This window comes from uncultured Chitinophaga sp. (assembly GCF_937898475.1).
In the GTDB taxonomy this organism is placed as follows: Bacteria; Bacteroidota; Bacteroidia; order Chitinophagales; family Chitinophagaceae; genus Chitinophaga.
The window spans coordinates 134,237-154,202 of record NZ_CALEJS010000013.1 but is presented as its reverse complement, the minus strand read 5'-3'; the positions used below and the strand labels follow the sequence as shown (position 1 = coordinate 154,202).

Here is a 19,966-nt window from a genome sequence, read left to right as displayed (position 1 = left end):
TTTAACAGTTAAGGTTCAAAGCTCCTCCTACAATATCGGTTGTTGTGCTGCCCGTCATCTTTACACTGGTACTGCTGAAGTCCATTTTAGTACTGCCAATGCCCTCACAATGTTCCGCTTTGAATTTGAAGTTGGCGTCGCAATAAAGTTCGTGCAGCGTCTGGGCGGTATGCTTGATCTTATCGGCAGCAGATTCGATCTTGTTGCCTACATTGTCTACCGTGATCTGTGCGGGGCCTTCTCCAATCACCACTTTTTCCGATCCCTTAATATGCACTTCCTTGGAGAGGAACTCTATTTTATTGGGCGCATCTACTACAATTTTGTCTTCCGTCTTTACGGTCACCAGTGTTTGTGAAGATACCGTGATGTTACCTGATCCGTCCATCATCATCTGGCTGCCGTTCTTGTCTGTAACCGTAATGCTGCCGGAGGCGTCGTCCAGTGCAATGGTATTGCCGCTACGGGTTTTAATGGCTTTCACATTATTCTGCGGATCGCCATACCCGCTTTTGGATTTTCCATTGAACTTGCTGCCCAGCACAAAGGGCATTTCTGCATTGCCGCCTTCAAAGCCTATCACCACTTCTTCTCCAACTTCGGGTACAAAGTGGAAACCGGTGCCACCGCCCGCTGCAGGCGATGCCTGTCGCAGCCAGGGGCTCATATCACTTTGCTGCTGCCAGAAGAACTGCACTCTTACCCGGCCCAGTTTATCGGGATCGTTATTATCCTTCACAATAGCGCTTTGCATTTCTGCTTTGGGCACCTGGTGAGGATTGCTGTAGGGCGGTGCTTTTACATCGCCGGGTACGGCCATAAATGAGCATTGATAGTTGCCGGGCGTATCTGCGTAATGTTTAGCGGCAGTAACGATGTAGGCAGACTGGCTTTTATCTGATGCTATGATAATACGCTGACCGGGCGCCACAGGCAGCTGGCTTACGCCGCTTACTTTTACAAATTCTGTTGCAGTGGTTTTTGTTTGCAGCTCTTTGGCGCGCTTCAGTTCATCCTGGTTATATCCATGACTGATAAAGGTCTGTTTATTGGAAGCAGCAGAGAAGATACCGTCAGATGCAGCAGCTGATATACGCATATAGGCATCGCTGCCAATTTCCGCGCGCTGTGCTTTTTCACTTACCGGCGATGCGGTGAGTGCATCATAAGAAACGAGGTTTACCCGCTGCGGGCTCACAGAGGCCACTATTTTCAGGTTGTGAAGCGTTACATTGTTATCCAGCTTAAGATCGCTTTTCTGAATATCGCCTATCACCAGCTTGCTGCCGTCGTAGTACATCCATTCGCCATAGCGTGCAGCCAGGCGCGCCACAAAATCAAAGTCTGTTTCATTATACTGTACGCAATACGGTATCTGTTTTTTATAGGCAGGCACCATTTCCGTTTTTACGGCGCTGCCTGCATCTTTCAAAGATGCCTGCAGGATGGCCTGCAGGTTCTGCTGGTAATAGGAGCTGCTTTGCGGCACATCATCCAGCAAAATAGTAGGACTTACACCGGCCACATGAAAACCCCTGGTGGCGCCGTCTTCGTCTATTACGCCAATGCTGGTGATCAGTCCCTGGAAGCGGTAACTGTTAAAGCTGATGGAAAGGCTTTTGCCAATATAGCTTTCCACGATCTGGCGCTGATAGTTGATATCGCTGATCACGCCGCCGGGCCGCCAGAAAAAGCTGAAGTAATGATGACTGTTAACCGCCTGCTCAAGGACCACTTCTTTGAACTCTACCGGTCCGTTATATCCTTCAATGCTGATAGCAGATTGCTGCAGGAATTTATCTATGCCGGAGGATAATGTTTGCATAGTATGATAATTGTGGATGGGTTAAAAATTAAATGTCAACACGTGCTTACGTTTTTGCCAGCGCGTTTTTGTATCAGGAATGGCCAGTGTTGCTTTTGTATCCGGAACAGTGTTTAAAGCATGTACCTGTTTTGTGCTGATATCATATCTGAACTGGCCAACCTGGTCTATGCTGATGTCAGCAATAAGGCCCTGTTGTTTTATATGAATGCTGTCTGGTGCTATGATAGCAGGGGTATAACCTGCATTGTATAAAAAGGCAGGCAGCTTAAGTGTAAACTTTGTCAGCTCCTGGTTCAGCTGCAGGTGTTGTGCAGGCTTCCCGTCTTGCTGCCGGAAAGCATTTTCCAGGCATTGCCGGATGAACCAGGCAATTGAATAATGTTTGTCAGTAAGCGTATACATAAATTACTCTCCCCAGTTCTTTACATGTGAAACGCTGCCTATTTTCATTTCTCTTGCAGAGATAACGATATGCGTTACCATGGGGCTTGCACCTGAACTGTTAAAGCTTTCATGAAACTGAACGCAAATGGCGTCTGAGAACTCAACCGTCCGCAGGGGGGCATTAAAGTCGTGCCGTTTAAAAGTAATGGTGCCGCCTTTTTTCTGATCGGGCGATACCATCCATTGTACAAGATCAGTGTCCTTTGATGATTCAAGTATCAGTGAGATGGATCCGCCTCTGGGCATAGCGGAAGGTTTGCCGAGGTTATCAGTAGCTTGTGAAAACCCGTAATTGCACTCCAGCACGTTCAGGGTTTGTCCGTCTATTTCTAATTCTGCAATGAATGACATATAATGTTGGGTTTAGAATGTACAGATATAATATTCGTGTCGGGTGACGGGTTAAGGTTTTTCCATTTTTGTCCTTTTTAAGCGTTGTCTGAATGGATGATGGTTCGGCTACGAAAATAACTATTCTTCAGAAATACAGGATTGTATTTTTTCAGCGACTATGCACACGTGAGTAACTGATTTAAGTAATTTAACAAAATAGATGTTTGCCGATTAGTTATAACATTAACGAATAAATGAATTTTTACTTTTTATAAAGTAAGTATTTGCTTCGTTGATTGATAACATTTTGCGAGCACGACGGTCTTGTGAAGAAAATTGTAAAAGAAGAGAACCGCTTTCATACATCATATATCCGTCAGCCACCACAGCCTATTTCACCGTGTTGAAAATATAATATATACATTTTAACCGTATCTTTATTGCCATAATACAGCATTGTAACAAAAGACCCATCCATCGCCAGCAGGCATGGATCCACGAATGGAATAATTTAATCATTAGTTAGAAAAACCGTATATCATCCAATGACCCTGGCAACATACACTACTTATACACCCGAAGTGCAGGCTGCCATACGTATAGCCCAGGCAATCGCAAAAGAATATCATCATGCACAGTACACTCCTGCGCACCTGCTGAAAGCATGTCTGCATAAAGAAGTAGGCCTGGCCAATGCTTTGCAATCCATGGACCTGGATATATATTATATGGAAGAGTGGGCAGATGTACGCCTGGATAGCCAGCCTAAATCACCTCGCCTGCCAGATGAGCCGGGGCCTGATCAGCAGGCTGCCACTGTGTTGCATGAAGCTGATGCCATTCACCTGGAACTGAACCAGGATGTTACCGATGCCTGGTGCCTGCTCATCGCCATCAGCACACCAGGGGTAGGATTTTCGTATGAGCAGCTGAAAACATTTCCTTTTACCCGCGATCAATTGCTGGCCCGCTATAATAACGGTAAGGTAAAACAAGCCGGTACCAATGGTCAGCACAGCGCAACCACACTTACGCCATTCAATCTGAAATATGTATATCGCCTCACCGAGCCGCAGCTGCTGGAAACGCAACATGCGCTGATAGGCCGCGATGCGGAGATCCGCATGATGACGGAGATACTTACACGCAAAGGCAGATCCAGCATACTGGTGACAGGGGAAGGCGGTGTTGGTAAAACATCGCTCGCTGGCGGACTTGCCCGCGCCATTGTACAAAAGCAGGTGCCGCTGCTACTGCAGCAAACGGATATCTATGCGCTGGATTATGGCGCCTTTATTGCCGGGGCTGCTTACAAGAATGAGCTGGAAGATCGTCTCCTGCAGATTATTCAGCAGCTGAAGCAAAATGGCAGACATATTTTGTTCATAGATAACCTGCACACGCTGCTGGATAAGCAACCCGCCTCAGGCAGCGGCGGTATCGCCAATATTCTAAAGGCCGCCATCGGGAAGGGTGAGATCATTGTGATTGGCAGCAGCACACCCGAAGGTTTCCGTAAGCTCATAGAACCAGACAGCCTGCTGCGCCATTGCTTTGAAACAATATCATTGGCGGAGCCTGACGAAGCGCTGGCAGCACGTATGATCGGGGCCGTGATCCCCGCTTATGAAGCATATTACCGCCTCAAACTTGCGTCGCCTGTAACGCAGGAGGCTATCCGCCTTTCCCGCCGCTACCTCAAGGAACGCAGCCTGCCTGATAGCGCCATTAACCTGCTGGACCGTACGATGGCGGCCATCCGCACCCTGCAGGATACCGGCAGCCAGGTACTGGAACAATTGCAGCAGGAGCTGGATGCTATTGATACAGCTGCGCCCGCCGCACGACAGGAACTGCTATGGCTGCATCAGCAGTTAATGCAGCGGCTGAGCGCATTACTTACCAGCCGCCTGCAGGATCCTGCGGATCTCTACAAAATTGAAGATATAACAACGCTGAAAAATACTTTGCAGGATGTGTTATCACAACTGCAGTCACTGGCCGCCACCCACCAGGATGAAGTAACGCCGCTTGACCTCGCCACCATCATTGCAGAAGCCACCGGCATACCGCTGGGCAAGATACAGACGCAGGAAAGAGAACGGCTCGTGAATATGGACGTTCATTTACGCAGGCGTGTAGTAGGACAGGACCATGCGCTGAAAACAGTAGCAGAGGCCATTCTCGAATCACGCTCAGGCTTAAGCAGGCCCGGCCAGCCCATTGGTTCCTTCTTTTTCCTGGGGCCCACTGGTACGGGAAAAACAGAGCTGGCAAAATCTTTGGCAGACTTCTTGTTTCAGGATGAGCGCTGCATGATCCGCTTTGATATGTCTGAGTTCAAGGAAGAGCACTCTGCAGCCCTCCTGTACGGCGCCCCGCCAGGTTATGTGGGCTATGAAGAAGGAGGCTTGCTGGTAAATAAAATACGGCAGCAGCCCTACGCAGTAGTATTGTTTGACGAGATTGAAAAGGCCCACCCTTCTGTGTTCGATATTTTCCTGCAGATCATGGACGAAGGAAAGCTGCATGACCGCCTGGGCAAAACCGGCGATTTCTCAAATGCACTGATCCTGTTCACCTCTAATATAGGAAGTGATCATATCGCACAATCTTTCCGTGATGGAGTGATCCCTCCGGCGCAACAGCTCATGGAGATCATGGCCCGGTACTTCAGGCCCGAATTCCTGGGCCGCCTGACAGAGATTGTGCCTTTTGGTCCTATACAGCAGGAGAACGTAGTGAAGATATTTGACATTCACCTGCAGCACCTGCTGCGAATGCTAAAACAACAGCAGATCAGCTTCCAGGTGTCTGATGCGGCACGCCGGCATCTGGCCGGGTTGGGATATTCGCCGCAATATGGTGCACGCCCGTTGAAAGAAGTGATCCGCAGCCGTTTGCGCAAACCGTTATCACGTATGATCATCGAAGGTGCATTGCAGAAGAATATGGAAGTGTCTCTTGACCTGGATGAACAGGGAGAACTGAAATGGACCGTTGTTAATGCTTAATCATTAATACATCATCCGCTTCCATCATCACTAAAGGCTGAAAACTATTTTAGATAAATTGATTAAATTGTAACAAGGGTAACCATCAATAATAATAAAACCGTTTCTTATGAATGATAATTATGGAATTGGCGGTAATGAGGTAAAGCTCGACGCCAATGAGGCCATTGTTGAAATATCTCATAACCGCACCCTGTTTGCTGAAAAGTTAACCCAGCAAACGCCCGTTAAGCCCGAAATAGTACAAGGTTTAACCTCGGTAGAAGATGTTTTTGCACACTACAAGCCTTCCGTACCCGTAACCTTTCATGATGCAGAGGGCCGCACCGTGCCCGAAACATTACAGTTCCATAACCTGGGAGACTTCGGTGTAAAAGGTATCACCGCTCAAAGTCCATTCCTGGATGACCTCGCAGCAGAGAAAGAGCAGTTCATCAAGATCATGAAACACCTGAAGACGAATAAGATCCTGAAAACTGCGTTGGCAGACCCGTCTGCAAGACAGGCCCTGTTAAGCGCTATCAGAGGTATGTTAAAAGACCTTGACGCAAATAAATAACCGCGATGCACCGCATCACATCCTTGATAATTCGTAATTGAATAATTCAATCGCTATGGCAGAACTACAAAAAAACCAGCAGCAGGAGCTGCAAACTGCCGGTCAGCCTGCAGCACAACCGCAGGAATTATCCCTTGAACAAAGTATTGCAGCGCTGGCAAAATACGGGGGATTTGACCTGCTGGAAGCATCTATTGATGGCGCCCAGAACCTCAATCCTGAACGTAAAGCAAGACGTAATATATTTCTCACCGAAGCCAATAAGAAAGGCGAGCGTGACGATCTCCGTAAATCACTCAAGATCTGGGAAGAAGTGTTGTCTACCAACGCAGAACTCAATGACCTGGTGAACTACTGCGCTGAACATGCAGAACAGGCAGAAAAAGTGCTGAATACCAATCTTGCCGAAGCCGTGGAAGCTACCCGCGAACTGGAACAGTCTTACCGCAACGTAGCCCTCTTCTTCAAGAACACAGAATCAGACAAGATAAAGAATGTAGCGTTCATCAACGTAGAGCTGGATCAGCTGAAAGACCTGGATAACACCCGCTTTATTGACGCCATCAACCAGGAAATCATCCAGAACTACGACAGGCTGGACCTTCGTGGCAACTACAGCCTGCTCGTGATCCCGGGTTACCTGGGTTCTAATAAAGTGCTGGAGAAATGGGCCAAGATAGCGCACAACAGTAAAGTGATGCTCATCACCGACTTCTCGCACCTGGATGCGCCGGATGATGTAATGGAAATGTTTGAGCAGGCTAATCTGACCGGTGGTGAGATACACCGCTCCAATGTGATCATGGCCTGTAACTGGCTGGTAGGCCGTGGTAAATTTGATGAAGTGGGAGAGGACGATAACCTGTACATACCACCTTCCGGCGCACTGGCAGGCAAGATTTATAAAACCCTCATGTCGCAGGTAACCGCCGGTAAGAAATTCGGCGGTATGAATGAAGTGGACGGCGTAAAATTTGAACTGAAGAAAAGTGAAATAGCCAGCCTCGAAAAACTGGGCCTCGTTCCCATGGTGAAAGAGTATGGCAAGGTCATGGCCTTCAGCGCCAAAACATTGTTCAACGGCGATAATATCGGTTTGCAAACCTACTCCGTTGTGCGCGTGTTCGATTATGTTACCAAAGTACTGATGGACTTCCTGAACCGCCGTGCATTTGAAAACTTCAATGCCAACACGCGGAAAGACCTCATGAAACAGATTATCCGCTTCCTCGACAGCATCACCGGGCCGGACAAACTGATAGAGGATTTCAACGTCCGCCGTTTTGAACAGGACCCGATACAGAAAGACCGTATTCACCTCGATATTCATCTCAAGCCTTATTTCCCGGCCAAGAACTTCCTGATCAAAATGGAAGGCCATAAAGGTGAAGATGTGAATGAATGGGAAACCGAATACGAACAGGATAACAAATAACATCATTGAGCGTATGTGCAGACAGGAGCATGTGCTGAAAAGCGCATCCGCCTGTCTGCACATCATATCATTAATTCCATACCTGTGTTAATAATTATTTCAGAAAGCATGACAAGAACAGGGCATGTGATAGCCGGCTTATGTTTGTGCGCTTTGCTGGCGTTCAGCAGCCGGCAGGCAATTGCACAAACAGGAAATTCCGTAGATACGATATTAACCACCAGGGGGGCAGCCACACTGATCAGCTGTGACGCAGCAGTGAGCACCTTCCAGATCGGTGATGGCAAGAATGCAGATTATGATTACCGCATTGTAGACGGCAACCTGGTATTTATCAGGCCAACGGCGCCAATGCCCAGAACCACCAACCTGATTGTAAGGGAAGGCGGTAACATTCACTACCTCATCCTGGCCTACCGGGATAAAGTAGACCTGACGCAACTGAAGTACACGCTTTCAGGTAAAGACGGCGCAGAAAAAGGCGCGGGCAATGCCCCGCAAACAGCCGTTGTAAAAGGCAGCGACGGAGAACAGATACCCGTGGTGACAGATGATGCCGCCGCCGCCGCGCATCCGGAAATAGATACTTTTACCGTAGGTAAAATAGCAGCGGATTTTGGTAAACAGAAGAAAGTGAACCGCCAGTACGAAACAAAAGTAAACGGCATCTCCCTCAGCTTCTCAAATGCCATGACACTGAATAACCTGGTGTATTTCTGTTATAAGCTGAGAAACCGTTCGCAACAGCCTTATCAGCCGGTAAAAGCTACTATGATGTATAAGGACAGCAAAGCGGCAGACCGCCTGTACACCATGCCGGTGTTATATAAGAAAACACCTGCAAAGGTAGATAAGAAGGAAGACCAGGACCTTGTACTGGTGGTGCCTTCACGCACATTCAAACGCAACGACGAAGTGATCATCGTATTGCAGAATAATGCAGATCAGAAACAACTGGTGCTCTATACACCAGTCAATGCATTGCCAAAGTATATGATCACACCATAAGCTAAGCAGTCCGGATCAACGATCATGATCATCAGGTACCTCATATTGTTTTTATGCCTGTATGTTAACACAGTGAAGGCCCAGCAGCTGGACTTCTGCGGGGAAGCTGTGCCAATGGAACGCGATTTTGTATCCTATCGCCTCATGGATGTGATCAAAGGTCAGTTGCGTCATCAGAATTTTCTGCCCCTGCTGAAAGCCAAGTCAGAACAATACTTCCCGCTTATTGTTCCTATACTCAAACAATATCAGATCCCCGAAGATTTTAAGTACCTGCCCGTAGTAGAAAGCGGGTTTACCAATGCCACCTCGCCGGTGGGCGCCCAGGGCGTATGGCAGCTGATGCCAGGTACAGCCGCAGAACTGGGACTGGTAGTTGGTGACGGATATGATGAACGTAACCACCTGCTCAAAGCCACCCAGGCGGCTTGTGTGCTGCTGCGTAAACTGTACGGACAGCTGCAGTCCTGGACCCTTGCAGCCGCTGCTTATAACGCCGGCGCTGGTAATATCTCCCGCAACATACGTAAGCAGGGCAGTAAAGATTACTATCAGCTCATGCTGAACAATGAAACCGCCCAGTATATCTATAAGATCATTGCCGTAAAGCAGCTATTTGAAAGCCCCGAACTGTATCTTCCCGGTTTTGGCTTTAATGTTTTTAACAAGAATGCCACCAATGCTTCCGTGTTCGCCGGCAGCACCAACCCCGATAATGATCTTGCCTTCAACACCATCCGTATCACCGTAGGAAAGAAACGCACCAAAACACCTGCACAAACCTATAATGCCCGCCTGCATAACAGCGCCTCCTTTACAGATGGCCAGCTCGTAAGCGTACAGCTGCTGGACGATCTGCAGGCAGACGGCGTGTACATCAGCAGGAACACCAACATTTCCGGCAGGGGATGGCTGGTGAGCAACCGTATTTACGTGGATCTCGGTTTTGGCAACACCCTGGTACTATGCGATAACGACGGTAACAAAGGGGTGCCCTTAACTCAATTGAAAGAAGGGGGCGCCGTCAAGCTTATTAAAGGCGTTTGAAAGTTTGAGCGTTTGAGTGTTTGCTGGCGTCCTGAAAATGTACTCCTCCAAACTTTCAAACGCTCAAACCATTAAACTCACATAAGTATGTCGTTCATGAATATGCGGTAAGGAAAATTGTTGGCGGCGTGTTCTTTCAATTGGGTCAGCAGTTCATCTTTCAGGTAGTTTAAGCTGCCGCTGGTATATTTATCCGGGGGGCTGGTCAGGGTAATGCGGATATCAATACTGCGGCTGTAGCCCGCAGCGCCGCCTGGCAGCAGGGTTACGCCCTTGGTAACGGCTACAGACTTCAGCTCCTTGCCTAAAATATACCTGCAGAGCGCCTTGATATCTTCCGGCGTAACGATCCTGTTATGAGACAGCAGGTGATAGCGGTACTGGTTGATCTTTTCATCAATGCTCAGCCGGTCTTTTCCCCCTTGTGTATTGGTGACCAATGTAATGCTGGTGGGTTGTACATGTATATTCCCATATTCCTGCAGGCGGGTGCCCATCCGTATATTGTTGGCGGCAGTGCCATTGGTGGTATAGAATTCTACGAACAGGTAACTGGCCTGTTCCCTGGGCTTGACCATCAGGTAAGGAATATTCCCTTTGTTGCTGGATGGCTGCAATTGTTCTTCCAGGGAGGCGATCAATTGATGCAGCTCGCGCATACGGCCCGCTACATAATCGTTCTTCACTTCTTCAAACAGCGAGCTTTCATCCCGTATCACTTCAATGAGGTAAGCAATAATTTCCTTGGCTTCTCTTGAATCAAAGCGGCCTATACCACTGCTGCGTACAACCAGTTCACCTTCCTGCATTTCACCTGCGGTAGTAAAATTGCGCACATGATAATCGGCGCCGCCCAGGTCATACACTCTTTTTACATCAAAGAAAATATCGGGTGTATGCAGGGGAATGATGTTCAGGTAGCGGTTCAGCTTCAGCGACTGTTCGTTCAGCTGCTTGTTGATCACCGGGAAACAGTTCGTATTGCAATACAGGTCTTCCAGCAGGGTATGATGCAGGGCCTCCGGGAACTCCACCCTGATCCAGGTAATATTGGGTGCAACACTGGCCCAGTCCTTTCCATATGTCTGCCGCAGTCTCTCCGGTGCCGTGCTTCCTTTTATGGCTGCTGAGGGGTTATTGATTGTAAGGAAGTGCCGGCGGTACCGTTGCAGCACTTCGCTGCTGTACCTGGCATTGGTGTCAAAGGCCAGGTTCATCATCGTATCCAGCGCTTCCTCCCGCTCTCCGCGGCTGTGATAATAACCGCTTTGTAAAGGCAGCTCCTGCTCATTGATGAAGAAGCGCGCCTGGGGCAGGTAATAATAAAACATTTCCTGCTGATGAATATTACGCAGGTCAAAGAAGAAAGAGAGGCCTTCAAAGCTTTCGGGCATCACATCCATAGACAGGCCCAGCCACATATGATTAGGGGCGGTATCCGGCAGAATGGCGCCCTGCAGCACCTGTTCCTTGAACCAGTGATCCCTGCTTTCAAACAGCTTGCTGCCAATGGCCATATAACGGATATGCCCGCGGAAAAGCCGGTGCTGTGTAACAGGGCTGAAGAAAATATCCGGGCTGTTGTGTCCCGATCTGCTGTTATAGAAGAACTGGTGATCTGCCTGAATGGTGGTGACTGTTTCATTACTGCTGGCGTGCAATATGCCATAGGCAGGCTGACTGCTGGTGATGATCTCCGGCATCATGATCTGGGCCAGCCGTTCTACCAGCCTGGCGTGCGATACATCCACCTCGCCGGATATCTTTTCCAGCTCGCTGGCACAGGCTTCGAGCAGCAGTTGCACAACAGGGTCAAAAGATGTTTCTACTTCCACATCCGGGTAGCCCCAAAGGCGCGCGGCCGTTTTTAACATCCTGTCCTTTATGCGTTCTTTTTTCTCTTTCATAATCTGTATCAGTCAAAAGACAAGGGGCTTACAAAGAAATAACTGCTGTACTGGAACGGGTTGTTATTCTTGGCCAGTGTGCCGTTAACGCTCACTTTAATTTTCTTCTTTATTTTCTTTCCACTCAGCATAGACAGCTCTTCCTGGCTCACAAACGCTGTGACCCTTACCTGTACCAGTCTTTTTTCATATCGCACAATGGCCTGCCGGATGGCATTTTCAACGTGTTCCTTGATCTCGTTGTTGGTGGCTTTGATATCAAAATCGTTGTCCCACAACTGGCAGCCATACTCCGGATCATCTTTATTTTCTCCCAGCACAGTAGTGATCAGCAGGTGTATATGCTGTCCCACTGATTCTTCCAGGTTGCACACCGGCATATCCTTTTTCTGAAGGATACGGGAGAGGTCAAGCGGTAACCGGTAGTATTGTCCTTTCATGTTTGTTTGCTAAAATATACCCAGGAATCCTTTTTTGTCATACCGTATCCTGATCTCTTTCACACATCCTTCCTGGTCCTTGATAAGATTCACCATTTCTATCTTGATACGTTTTTTGCCCCTGATGGCGTTGCAGAACTCATTGAACGTTTTCACCTCCTTATCGTTCAGCAATACCCGTGCATTCAGGTTGTTACACAGGTAAGGAGCAAAGTCCTGCGTGGTTTTCTGCTTGTTGTTTAACTGCGTGAGCATCACGCGGAATTCATCATCCGTGATGGAAGGCACCTTAGGCTTCTCCGGCTGCGGCGTTATGGCAGGCTCCGGTTTGGTTTCCTGCACAGGGAACGGCGGCGGTACAAAATTATCAGGACGGTTTGTTGCCGGCGCGGGAAATACCTGTATACGTTTCTTTACCATGCGGCTGGAATCTCCGTTTACGATCAGCGTTATGATCCTTTCTCCCGGACTGCTAAAGATATATGTATGCGAAGAACCGTTATGGGTCTCCGCATTGGGCTGCTGTAATCTCCATTCCCAGCGGTTGGCGCCGGGTGTGCTGTTACGGTAGGTAGCAGGCTTGCCTACAAATGCTTCTTCAGGCCCCTCTATCACAGGAAATATATCCGCTACCGGTGGAGGTGTGTTCACAGGCGCGGGATTCACCACGCGTATATCCTGCTGCCAGCTGCATTTGCCAGACTGCAGCGTGATGGTATAATCACCAGCCTCTGCAAAGGAGTGATATACCTGCTGCCCTTGCTGCTGTGCACTGGAATCACCAAAATTCCAACTGTAACCCGAACGTGATTCACCTGTATTACCGGCCTTGAAAGTGATCACTTCACCAACTGTATAAGTATTATTTACACCATGCTCACGACTGCTGAACATTATGCTCATATTACTGCAATCCTGATGCGTACCGGCCTTGAAAGCCAGTATCGCCACACTAATTACCAGCAAGGCCAGGAAAGTATACAACACCATCGGATCGATATGGCTGGTGATGCTGCTGAAAGGTCTTACCGAGTTAACTTGTCGCTCGTTGGGTGTTTTAGGTGGGGCCATCGGTTTTTCACGTTTTTGCAATTTTAAATAATTTTTTAGATAAATTGCCATTAAATATGAATTGATATTAACCCGAAAAACTGAACTAACATTACACAATTGTTCATATCAATAATAACCGCAGAAAAACCGTAAATAATATCTTAAATGGCGAACTATGCACAAAAAGCGGCTGTGCTGGAAGAAGTGATAGACCATATTCGTTGTTTGCATGAAGACGTAAGAGCCGAAGTAGTAGTGGGTGAGCTGCTGGATAACCACGTGCCGCAGGATGCCGTTACCGTGCAAATGGAGAACGTGTTCAGCCGTGCCTTTGCGCGTGATATAACAGGAGTGAAATTAGATGATGCGCAGCCTTATCATCCATTCATCACACTGCTGCTCTCCAGGGATGGATTGTACGATCGCCTGCCTGAAGGACTGTTCCATGAGTTTTCATCACAACGCCGCGGTGGTGTGAGTGAGATGGTGGCCAGTTATAAAAAACAACAACAGGAAGAACTGCAGGCCCGTAAATTTTTCAGGCCTATTGAACATGAGTTTTTTTTACAACGTGTATTCCTCGAGCAAAGAGAAAAACATTTGTTGTTCGATGCTTTTGGAAAAGATGCAGATCAGCTGTTCCTTTCTTTCTGGAATATCAGCCCCGATCTGCCGCGCGTTCCTGTAAACCGGCTTGTAAAGTTGTTGCCCTATATGCACCGCATTGCCGGTAACATTCCGTTGGTACAGTTATGCCTGCAGGTGATACTCGAAGAAGAGGTAAGCATTGTCTGCGATCACGCACCGCAACAGGTAAAGAGCAGCAGCGGCATCCCGCTGGGCGAGTGCCGCCTGGGAATGGATACACTGGCCGGAGAAGACTTTTACACCGATATGCCGCTGATGAAAGTGACCATTGGCCCCCTCCAACATCGCCGCATATACGATTATTTGCCATGGCAGCCTTATGGCAGGTTGCTGGAAACCTGTTACAGCTTTTTATTGCCTGCTGATGCAGAGGTAGAAACCATTCTTGAACCTAACGCAGGCGAAAAGGGAGCGGCTGTAGCGGATGCAAACCCCAGGGAGGGCATCATGGGATATAACATGTTCCTTTAACCGGAATTATTTTTGATATACATTCATTGGTATGTTACTGAAAGCTAAAATATATTTTGTTGTAGCGGCTATGTTGGCCATCGGCTCCCTGGTGGTGGCCCTGTTAAGCCGCTTTATCCGGAACTTTGCACTCTATAAAAAGAAGGCCCTCTGGTACCTTTTCTTCATGGCCCTCGTATTTGGCGTGGTAGCCTCCCTGCCTTACCTGTTTACACATCAGAACCTGATGAGCCAGTACATCTTTTACATGGTCTGGTTCCTTGGCTTAGGTATTGTACACTGCCATTTTATGTATACACGATTTTGGGCAAATGAAAAAACGCTGGGCTCGGAGCTGGCCTTCATCGTGGCTATCTGGCTCTTCGGTGGCGGCCTTTCAGTATTGATGCACTACTGGATGTCTAAAGGCACCTACCTTTATTATCCCATGCTCACTTCCATGTTCTCATTTGTGCTGCCAACATTTGTGTATAAAACATTTGAAAGGATGATGGCCATCCCTGCCAAGGTGCATAAATGGTGGCAGTATCCCTTATATAAGGAAGCACCGGAAGTGAACGAAGATGAAATGAGAGACCTGATCGTAATAGGTTTTGAGCTGGAGAAAAAAGCCAACGATAATGCCCGCATTTATTTCAGGGCCCGCACACCCATAAAAATGGACCTGGGGGATCTTTTCTATCACTTCATTAATGATTATAACGACCGCTATCCCAATACGCCTATCGACTTCATAGATGCGAACGGACAACCCTACGGATGGGTGTTCCATCTCAAACCGCGCTGGCTTGCAGGCGCTAAAACGCTGGATCCGGAGAAGCCCGTTTTTATGAATGGGATACAGGAGAACAGCGTGATCATTTGTAACAGAGTAACTATATCTTAAACATCGTTTTTATGGCGGAGCCTTTAAAATATTTTCCCGTTAACTGGGTAGATGGCATGAAGATAAAGAAGCAGCATTTTATCGATACTGAAAATGCGATGCTGGATCAGATCCGGGATGCCGTTACCGTTGGCTTACATGCACAGAATTACGGATTGTTGCCACCCAAGGCAGAACAGAAGGAATCGCTGAGATGCTGGTTCGTTTCAGATAATCAGCATCAGTGGCGTATCAAGCTGACAGAATGCAGGGCCGTTACGCCCGGTGGCGCACGTATAGAAATACCCGAACATACCGTGCATTCACTTAAATATGCTACTACCTTTCCTGAAACTGTATATAACTGGGATCCCCGGCATACAGAAACGGCTTATTATATACTGATGCAGGTAAATCCCTTTAACCGCCAGCCCAGCGGAGAGCCGCTGCTGCAGGAAGATCCGCCCAGGTTGCCCTATGCTACGCCGGAGTATACCCTGCAGGTAACGCCGGTGTCTCAGCTGCCGCAGGGGCAACTGGGCAGCTACCAGATGATACTGGGCAGGATCACGGTGAAGGATGCACGTCCTGAGCTGGATGATGATTACATTCCGCCCTGTTCCATGATCGCTGCACATCCTGCACTGGCAGACCTTCACCAGGAGCTGGATCAGTTCCTTGGGCAGATGGAGCTCTATGGCGTGCACATTGTACAGAAGATCTACTCCCGTAAACAGGATAACGACCTTGCACAGGTAGTGCTCTATATCACCGAGCGGGTAGTGCAATATCTTGGCACCCGCATCTCACAGTTCCGGTGGCTCGGACTATACCAGGCGCCGGCTGTCATGCTGGAGATAATTGCAGGACTGGCACGTGTAATGAAGAACGCCATAGACCAGCGCGCCAGCGCCGGTAAGGAAGAATTGCTGAACTATTTCAGTGAATGGTGCGAGCTGAAACAAGGAGAGCTGGAGGCGCTTATGGTAAATTGCGCCAACATCCGCTACAGGCATACTGATATCAGGGAATGCCTGCAACCCATGATACCCTTTGTACGCGCAGTGAACAAACTCTTTGATAGCCTCAGCCGTCTTGACTATATCGGCCGCAAAACTGACAGCAGCATCTTCGTGAAAGAAGAGACACCGGAGGACAGCGAATACCTTCGCAAGCACAAAACAAAACGCTGGTTCTTTACAGACTGATAAAGCAGCTGTTGGCTATTAGCAGTTAGCTGTTAGCCAATGCCTTTATCATATTTATATACTAATTAGCAGATAAGTCTGTAAAAAATTACAGGCTAATTGCCAAAAGCTAAAAGCTAAAATAAACATGCAAGTACTAAACAAACAGGAAAGAACAACCGCCTTTTTATGGTTCCTTTTATTTTTTGTTGTCACAGTGGGCCTTTTCGTGCTGGCCATCTTCTTTAACTACCAGGTGCCGGTAAGAGAAAACACTGAACTCAGGAAAGAACTGAGTACTTTCCGCAAGGAAGAAGCATTCCAGGCATCTTTCCTGCAGAACCTTGAGAAAGTAAAGACCAACCTGGATTCTATTAATATGCCCAATCAGAATGCAATCTATATGGACCAGGAAGTGGCCAAACGATTATCTGATATGCACAATGCCATTCCGAAAGATGTGGTAAGTCATTACAACCTGTATGATAATTCTGTGCAGATCGGACTGGCATTGCATCAAAGCAAACAGCAGCTCCGCGGTCTGCAGGATGCACAGAAAACAATTGCCGAACTGAAAGAAAAGGTGCAGGATCTTACCAGCCAGCTAAATCAAACCCAGAGCCAGCTTGACTACTACAGAAGGTTGTCTGCAAGCACACCGGGAAGATAACGGTGACGGCTGTGTTACATTATTAATTTTAAAAATTAGTTTAAAATTTATTTGTTAAATTATCTGCTTATCCGCCCTGCTGGCTTGTCTACCTTAGCGGTATACGCTAAATTTGGTTATCATACTTATTATTACTTCTTGGTATTTTTTTATTTGGTAACCTTAAACATTTAACCCATGTCCTTCAAATCCGAATTCGAAGTAGCTGGCAAAAAGTACGTTGTAAAACATTGCAGCTATGACCTCAGTCAGGAGGTAGACGCCACGGGCCGTCCGTCCGCCATTACCCGCGGCGGCCGCATCCGCTTAACAGTAGAATCCACCGGAGAAACAGATCTCTTTGAATGGATGGTCAACAACTTTGAAAGAAAAGATGGTAAGATCACCTTCTACAAAAGAGATTCTGATTCAAAGTTAAAAACAGTTGAGTTCAAAGAGGGCTATCTGGTAAAATTCGAAGAGAACTTCGAAGCAGACAATCCGAACCCGATGACAATTAGCTTTACTATCTCTGCCCGCGAACTGTCATCAGGCAGCGGCTCCCACATTAACCAATGGGTAGGATAGTAATATAATGTCACAGACATTTTTTGGGAAGCCCCGTTCTGCAATGAACGGGGTTTTTTCATGTATGCGTTAAGGTTATACGCGCGTTAAAGTGAGTTTGGTCCCGCCTTAAGTTTTTCTTAATTGTATGGATTGTACAAAGTGATGGCTGCCCTTTTCCAGTATCAGGCTGGCGCGGTAACGCGTGGGCTCAATGTTCTCCTCCAGGTTAGGTTTATTGATCCCGTTCCATATTTGGGTAGCCATGGCCACTGTTTCTTCGTCTGAAAGATGGGCGTACCGGTGAAAGTAGGAGTGAGGGTCCTGGAAGGCAGTGCGCCGTAATGATTCAAAACGGGAAATATACCATTGCCGCAGGTGTTTTTCTTCTGCATGCACATAAATGGAAAAGTCGAAGAAATCAGATACGAATACCGCCGGCTCGCGTTCTTTACGCGCTCTTACCTGCAACACGTTAATACCTTCCACGATCACTATGTCAGGCGATTCTATCCACTGCACGCTGTTGGGTATGATGTCATACTCAAGGTGAGAATAAATGGGCGCAGCAATCTTTTCCATGCCTGATTTTACATTGGCAAGGAAATGTATCAGTCTTCTGATATCATAGCTTTCAGGAAATCCCTTACGGTTCATCAGCCCTTTCTGTTCCAGTACCTTGTTGGGAAACAGGAAACCGTCTGTAGTTACCAGGTCTACCCGCGGATGATTGGGCCAGGCAGATAACAGGCGTTGCAATACACGGGCGGTGGTACTTTTCCCTACCGCCACACTGCCTGCAATGCCGATGATATAGGGCACCTTATGCGCATGGTTGTTGAGGAACCTGCTGGTAGTAGCATGGAGCTGCTGGGCTGCTGTTACATGCAGGTTCAGCAGGCGGGAGAGCGGGAGGTACACCTGCAGTATCTCTTCCGATGTCAGTGGTTCATTAAGGCCCTGCAGCTTATGCAGGTCATTCTCGAAATGTATAATGGCATCGTCCCTTCTTTTGGCCCATTCTTCCCTGCTGATAGTGGTGTAAGGAGAGTAGCGCACTGGTTTAGTTTGTTGTTTCATATGCGGATATAGGAAGCAGCATTGCTTTTATTTCACGTACACGGTCTTGATGTTCAGAAATTCGTGCGCACCTTCGGACGAGAGCTCCCTGCCGTAGCCGGATTGCTTGACACCGCCAAAAGGCAGGCGGGCATCTGAATGTACCATGTCATTGATAAACACATTGCCGCTTTCTATTTGTGTGGCAAGGCGGGTGGCCTTTTCTATGTCGCTGGTCCACAGCGCGGCGCCCAGGCCAAACGGTGTCTGGTTGGCCAGCGCAATGGCCTGTTGCTCGTTTTCAGCTGTGATGATGGCAGCCAGCGGACCAAAGGTCTCTTCTTCAAAAGCTGTCATATCCGGTGTTACGCCGCTCAGCAGGGTAGGGGCAAAATTACAGGCGTCATGTGTTCCGCCGGTTAACAGCTGAGCTCCCTGCTGCAGGCTTTTTGCTAATTGCCCGGCCAGCTCCTCCGCCAGGTCGGGCCGCGCCATAGGACCCATTTGTGTATCTTCCGCCAGCGGATCTCCCTGCTTCATCTGCTGCAGCAGGCTGCTTACCTTATCGGTGAACGCAGCTGCAATGTCTTTTTCCACTATCCAGCGTTTGGCAGCTATGCACGACTGCCCTGCATTCTGCATGCGGGCCTTTACGGCAATGGAGGCCGCCTTTTCCAGGTCGGCATCCTTCAGTACAATAAAAGGATCGCTGCCACCCAGTTCCAGCACGGTCTTTTTTATGTATTTACCCGCCAGTTGCGCCACACTCATGCCCGCCGGCGTGCTGCCGGTAAGGGTAACGCCCTGCACGCGCATATCGGCGATAACGGGTTCTATGTTTTTGGAAGATACCAGCAGGGTTTGAAAAGCGCCTTCCGGAAAACCAGCTTCGAGGAAGATCTTCTCAATGTCCAGTGCGCAACCGCTGGTGTTGCTGGCATGTTTCAGCAGGCCTGCATTGCCGGCCAGTAAATTCGGAATGGCAAAGCGGAATACCTGCCAGTAGGGGAAGTTCCAGGGCATAATTGCCAGTATTACACCCTTGGGCTCATAGGCTACATAACTCCTTTTGGCATCGGCTGTAATAGGCCTGGGCCGTAAGATCTCCGCCATATTTTGAGCATAGTATGCTGCGCTGGTGGCGCATTTTAGTACTTCTGCCTTTGCTTCTTTCAGTGTTTTACCCATCTCCCTGGTGATCACCGTGGCATAGGCCGTGGTGTTCTTTTTCAGCAGCTCCACCACTTTCAGCATCAGGTCGCAACGCTGCTGCAGCGGCATCTGCCGTAACTGCAGGTAAGCGGTATGGCCCAGCGCCAGCCTGGCTTCAATCTCTTTATCAGTATGCGCTGCGTACTCGGCAATGGTTTCCAGTGTGTACGGGTATATGCTTTTAAAAGTACCCATAAAATTATTTTAGGCCTCAAATTTAAGGCTTATATGCGCTAATGG

Annotated in this window: 18 protein-coding genes; 10 read left to right on the top strand and 8 right to left on the bottom strand. The window is 48.2% G+C overall.

Annotation, left to right across the window (positions count from 1 at the left end; all coding sequences use genetic code 11):
* Position 1: 1 nt before the first annotated feature.
* From vgrG to tssD (Q0577_RS06235), 3 genes are read right to left on the bottom strand one after another with little or no spacing between them, the layout of a single operon-like run.
* A complete protein-coding gene (gene vgrG, locus Q0577_RS06245) occupies positions 2-1,825 on the bottom strand; it encodes a type VI secretion system Vgr family protein (protein ID WP_298733802.1) in 1,824 nt (607 codons plus the stop codon).
* A gap of 21 nt (positions 1,826-1,846) precedes the next feature.
* Positions 1,847-2,230, bottom strand: coding sequence for a hypothetical protein (locus tag Q0577_RS06240; protein WP_298733800.1), 384 nt, complete (start codon positions 2,228-2,230; stop codon positions 1,847-1,849).
* Between the two features lie 3 nt (positions 2,231-2,233).
* Entirely contained in the window at positions 2,234-2,623 is a 390-nt protein-coding gene (gene tssD / locus Q0577_RS06235; RefSeq protein ID WP_298733798.1) for a type VI secretion system tube protein TssD, read from the bottom strand.
* Between the two features lie 527 nt (positions 2,624-3,150).
* On the opposite strand from tssD (Q0577_RS06235), the gene Q0577_RS06230 reads away from it, so the two are divergent.
* The 5 genes from Q0577_RS06230 (at position 3,151) to Q0577_RS06210 (ending at position 9,668) form a co-directional block, all read left to right on the top strand.
* Positions 3,151-5,619, top strand: a complete 2,469-nt coding sequence (locus tag Q0577_RS06230; RefSeq protein ID WP_298733796.1) for an ATP-dependent Clp protease ATP-binding subunit — start codon at positions 3,151-3,153, stop codon at positions 5,617-5,619.
* A gap of 109 nt (positions 5,620-5,728) precedes the next feature.
* Positions 5,729-6,178: a hypothetical protein gene (locus Q0577_RS06225; RefSeq protein ID WP_298733794.1), complete on the top strand. Its 450-nt coding sequence runs from the start codon at positions 5,729-5,731 to the stop codon at positions 6,176-6,178.
* A gap of 55 nt (positions 6,179-6,233) precedes the next feature.
* Positions 6,234-7,613 carry a DUF5458 family protein gene (locus tag Q0577_RS06220; RefSeq protein ID WP_298733792.1) on the top strand — a complete coding sequence of 460 codons (1,380 nt, stop codon included), beginning with the start codon at positions 6,234-6,236 and terminating at the stop codon, positions 7,611-7,613.
* Between the two features lie 108 nt (positions 7,614-7,721).
* Complete coding sequence (locus Q0577_RS06215) at positions 7,722-8,621, top strand: hypothetical protein (RefSeq protein WP_298733790.1); 900 nt, start codon at positions 7,722-7,724, stop codon at positions 8,619-8,621.
* A gap of 24 nt (positions 8,622-8,645) precedes the next feature.
* A complete protein-coding gene (locus Q0577_RS06210) occupies positions 8,646-9,668 on the top strand; it encodes a transglycosylase SLT domain-containing protein (protein WP_298733788.1) in 1,023 nt (340 codons plus the stop codon).
* A gap of 77 nt (positions 9,669-9,745) precedes the next feature.
* On the opposite strand, the gene Q0577_RS06205 is transcribed toward Q0577_RS06210, so the two are convergent.
* The 3 genes from Q0577_RS06205 to Q0577_RS06195 are packed head-to-tail and all read right to left on the bottom strand — an operon-like array spanning position 9,746 to position 13,086.
* Positions 9,746-11,575: a hypothetical protein gene (locus tag Q0577_RS06205; RefSeq protein WP_298733787.1), complete on the bottom strand. Its 1,830-nt coding sequence runs from the start codon at positions 11,573-11,575 to the stop codon at positions 9,746-9,748.
* An 8-nt stretch (positions 11,576-11,583) separates the two neighbouring features.
* Positions 11,584-12,015, bottom strand: a complete 432-nt coding sequence (locus tag Q0577_RS06200) for a GPW/gp25 family protein (RefSeq protein WP_298733786.1) — start codon at positions 12,013-12,015, stop codon at positions 11,584-11,586.
* Between the two features lie 9 nt (positions 12,016-12,024).
* A complete protein-coding gene (locus tag Q0577_RS06195) occupies positions 12,025-13,086 on the bottom strand; it encodes a PKD domain-containing protein (protein WP_298733784.1) in 1,062 nt (353 codons plus the stop codon).
* Positions 13,087-13,233: 147 nt separating this feature from the next.
* Between Q0577_RS06195 and Q0577_RS06190 the strand changes: the two genes are divergently transcribed.
* The 5 genes from Q0577_RS06190 to tssD (Q0577_RS06170) all read left to right on the top strand — a co-directional run bounded on the left by Q0577_RS06190 (position 13,234) and on the right by tssD (Q0577_RS06170) (position 17,476).
* The gene (locus Q0577_RS06190) at positions 13,234-14,187 is read left to right on the top strand and encodes a hypothetical protein (protein ID WP_298733782.1); all 954 of its coding nucleotides are present in this window, start codon (positions 13,234-13,236) and stop codon (positions 14,185-14,187) included.
* Positions 14,188-14,218: 31 nt separating this feature from the next.
* A complete protein-coding gene (locus Q0577_RS06185) occupies positions 14,219-15,073 on the top strand; it encodes a TssN family type VI secretion system protein (RefSeq protein ID WP_298733781.1) in 855 nt (284 codons plus the stop codon).
* 11 nt (positions 15,074-15,084) lie between these two features.
* Positions 15,085-16,260 carry a hypothetical protein gene (locus Q0577_RS06180; RefSeq protein ID WP_298733779.1) on the top strand — a complete coding sequence of 392 codons (1,176 nt, stop codon included), beginning with the start codon at positions 15,085-15,087 and terminating at the stop codon, positions 16,258-16,260.
* Positions 16,261-16,387: 127 nt separating this feature from the next.
* Entirely contained in the window at positions 16,388-16,909 is a 522-nt protein-coding gene (gene tssO / locus Q0577_RS06175) for a type VI secretion system TssO (protein ID WP_298733777.1), read from the top strand.
* 177 nt (positions 16,910-17,086) lie between these two features.
* Positions 17,087-17,476 (top strand): type VI secretion system tube protein TssD, encoded by a 390-nt coding sequence (gene tssD / locus Q0577_RS06170; protein ID WP_298733775.1) that lies wholly within the window; start codon positions 17,087-17,089, stop codon positions 17,474-17,476.
* Positions 17,477-17,584: 108 nt separating this feature from the next.
* Here tssD (Q0577_RS06170) and coaA read toward each other — a convergent pair whose 3' ends face one another.
* Both coaA and Q0577_RS06160 read right to left on the bottom strand, forming a co-directional pair.
* The gene (coaA, locus tag Q0577_RS06165; RefSeq protein ID WP_298733773.1) at positions 17,585-18,535 is read right to left on the bottom strand and encodes a type I pantothenate kinase; all 951 of its coding nucleotides are present in this window, start codon (positions 18,533-18,535) and stop codon (positions 17,585-17,587) included.
* Between the two features lie 27 nt (positions 18,536-18,562).
* Positions 18,563-19,921 (bottom strand): NAD-dependent succinate-semialdehyde dehydrogenase, encoded by a 1,359-nt coding sequence (locus tag Q0577_RS06160; RefSeq protein ID WP_298733771.1) that lies wholly within the window; start codon positions 19,919-19,921, stop codon positions 18,563-18,565.
* Positions 19,922-19,966: the final 45 nt, after the last annotated feature.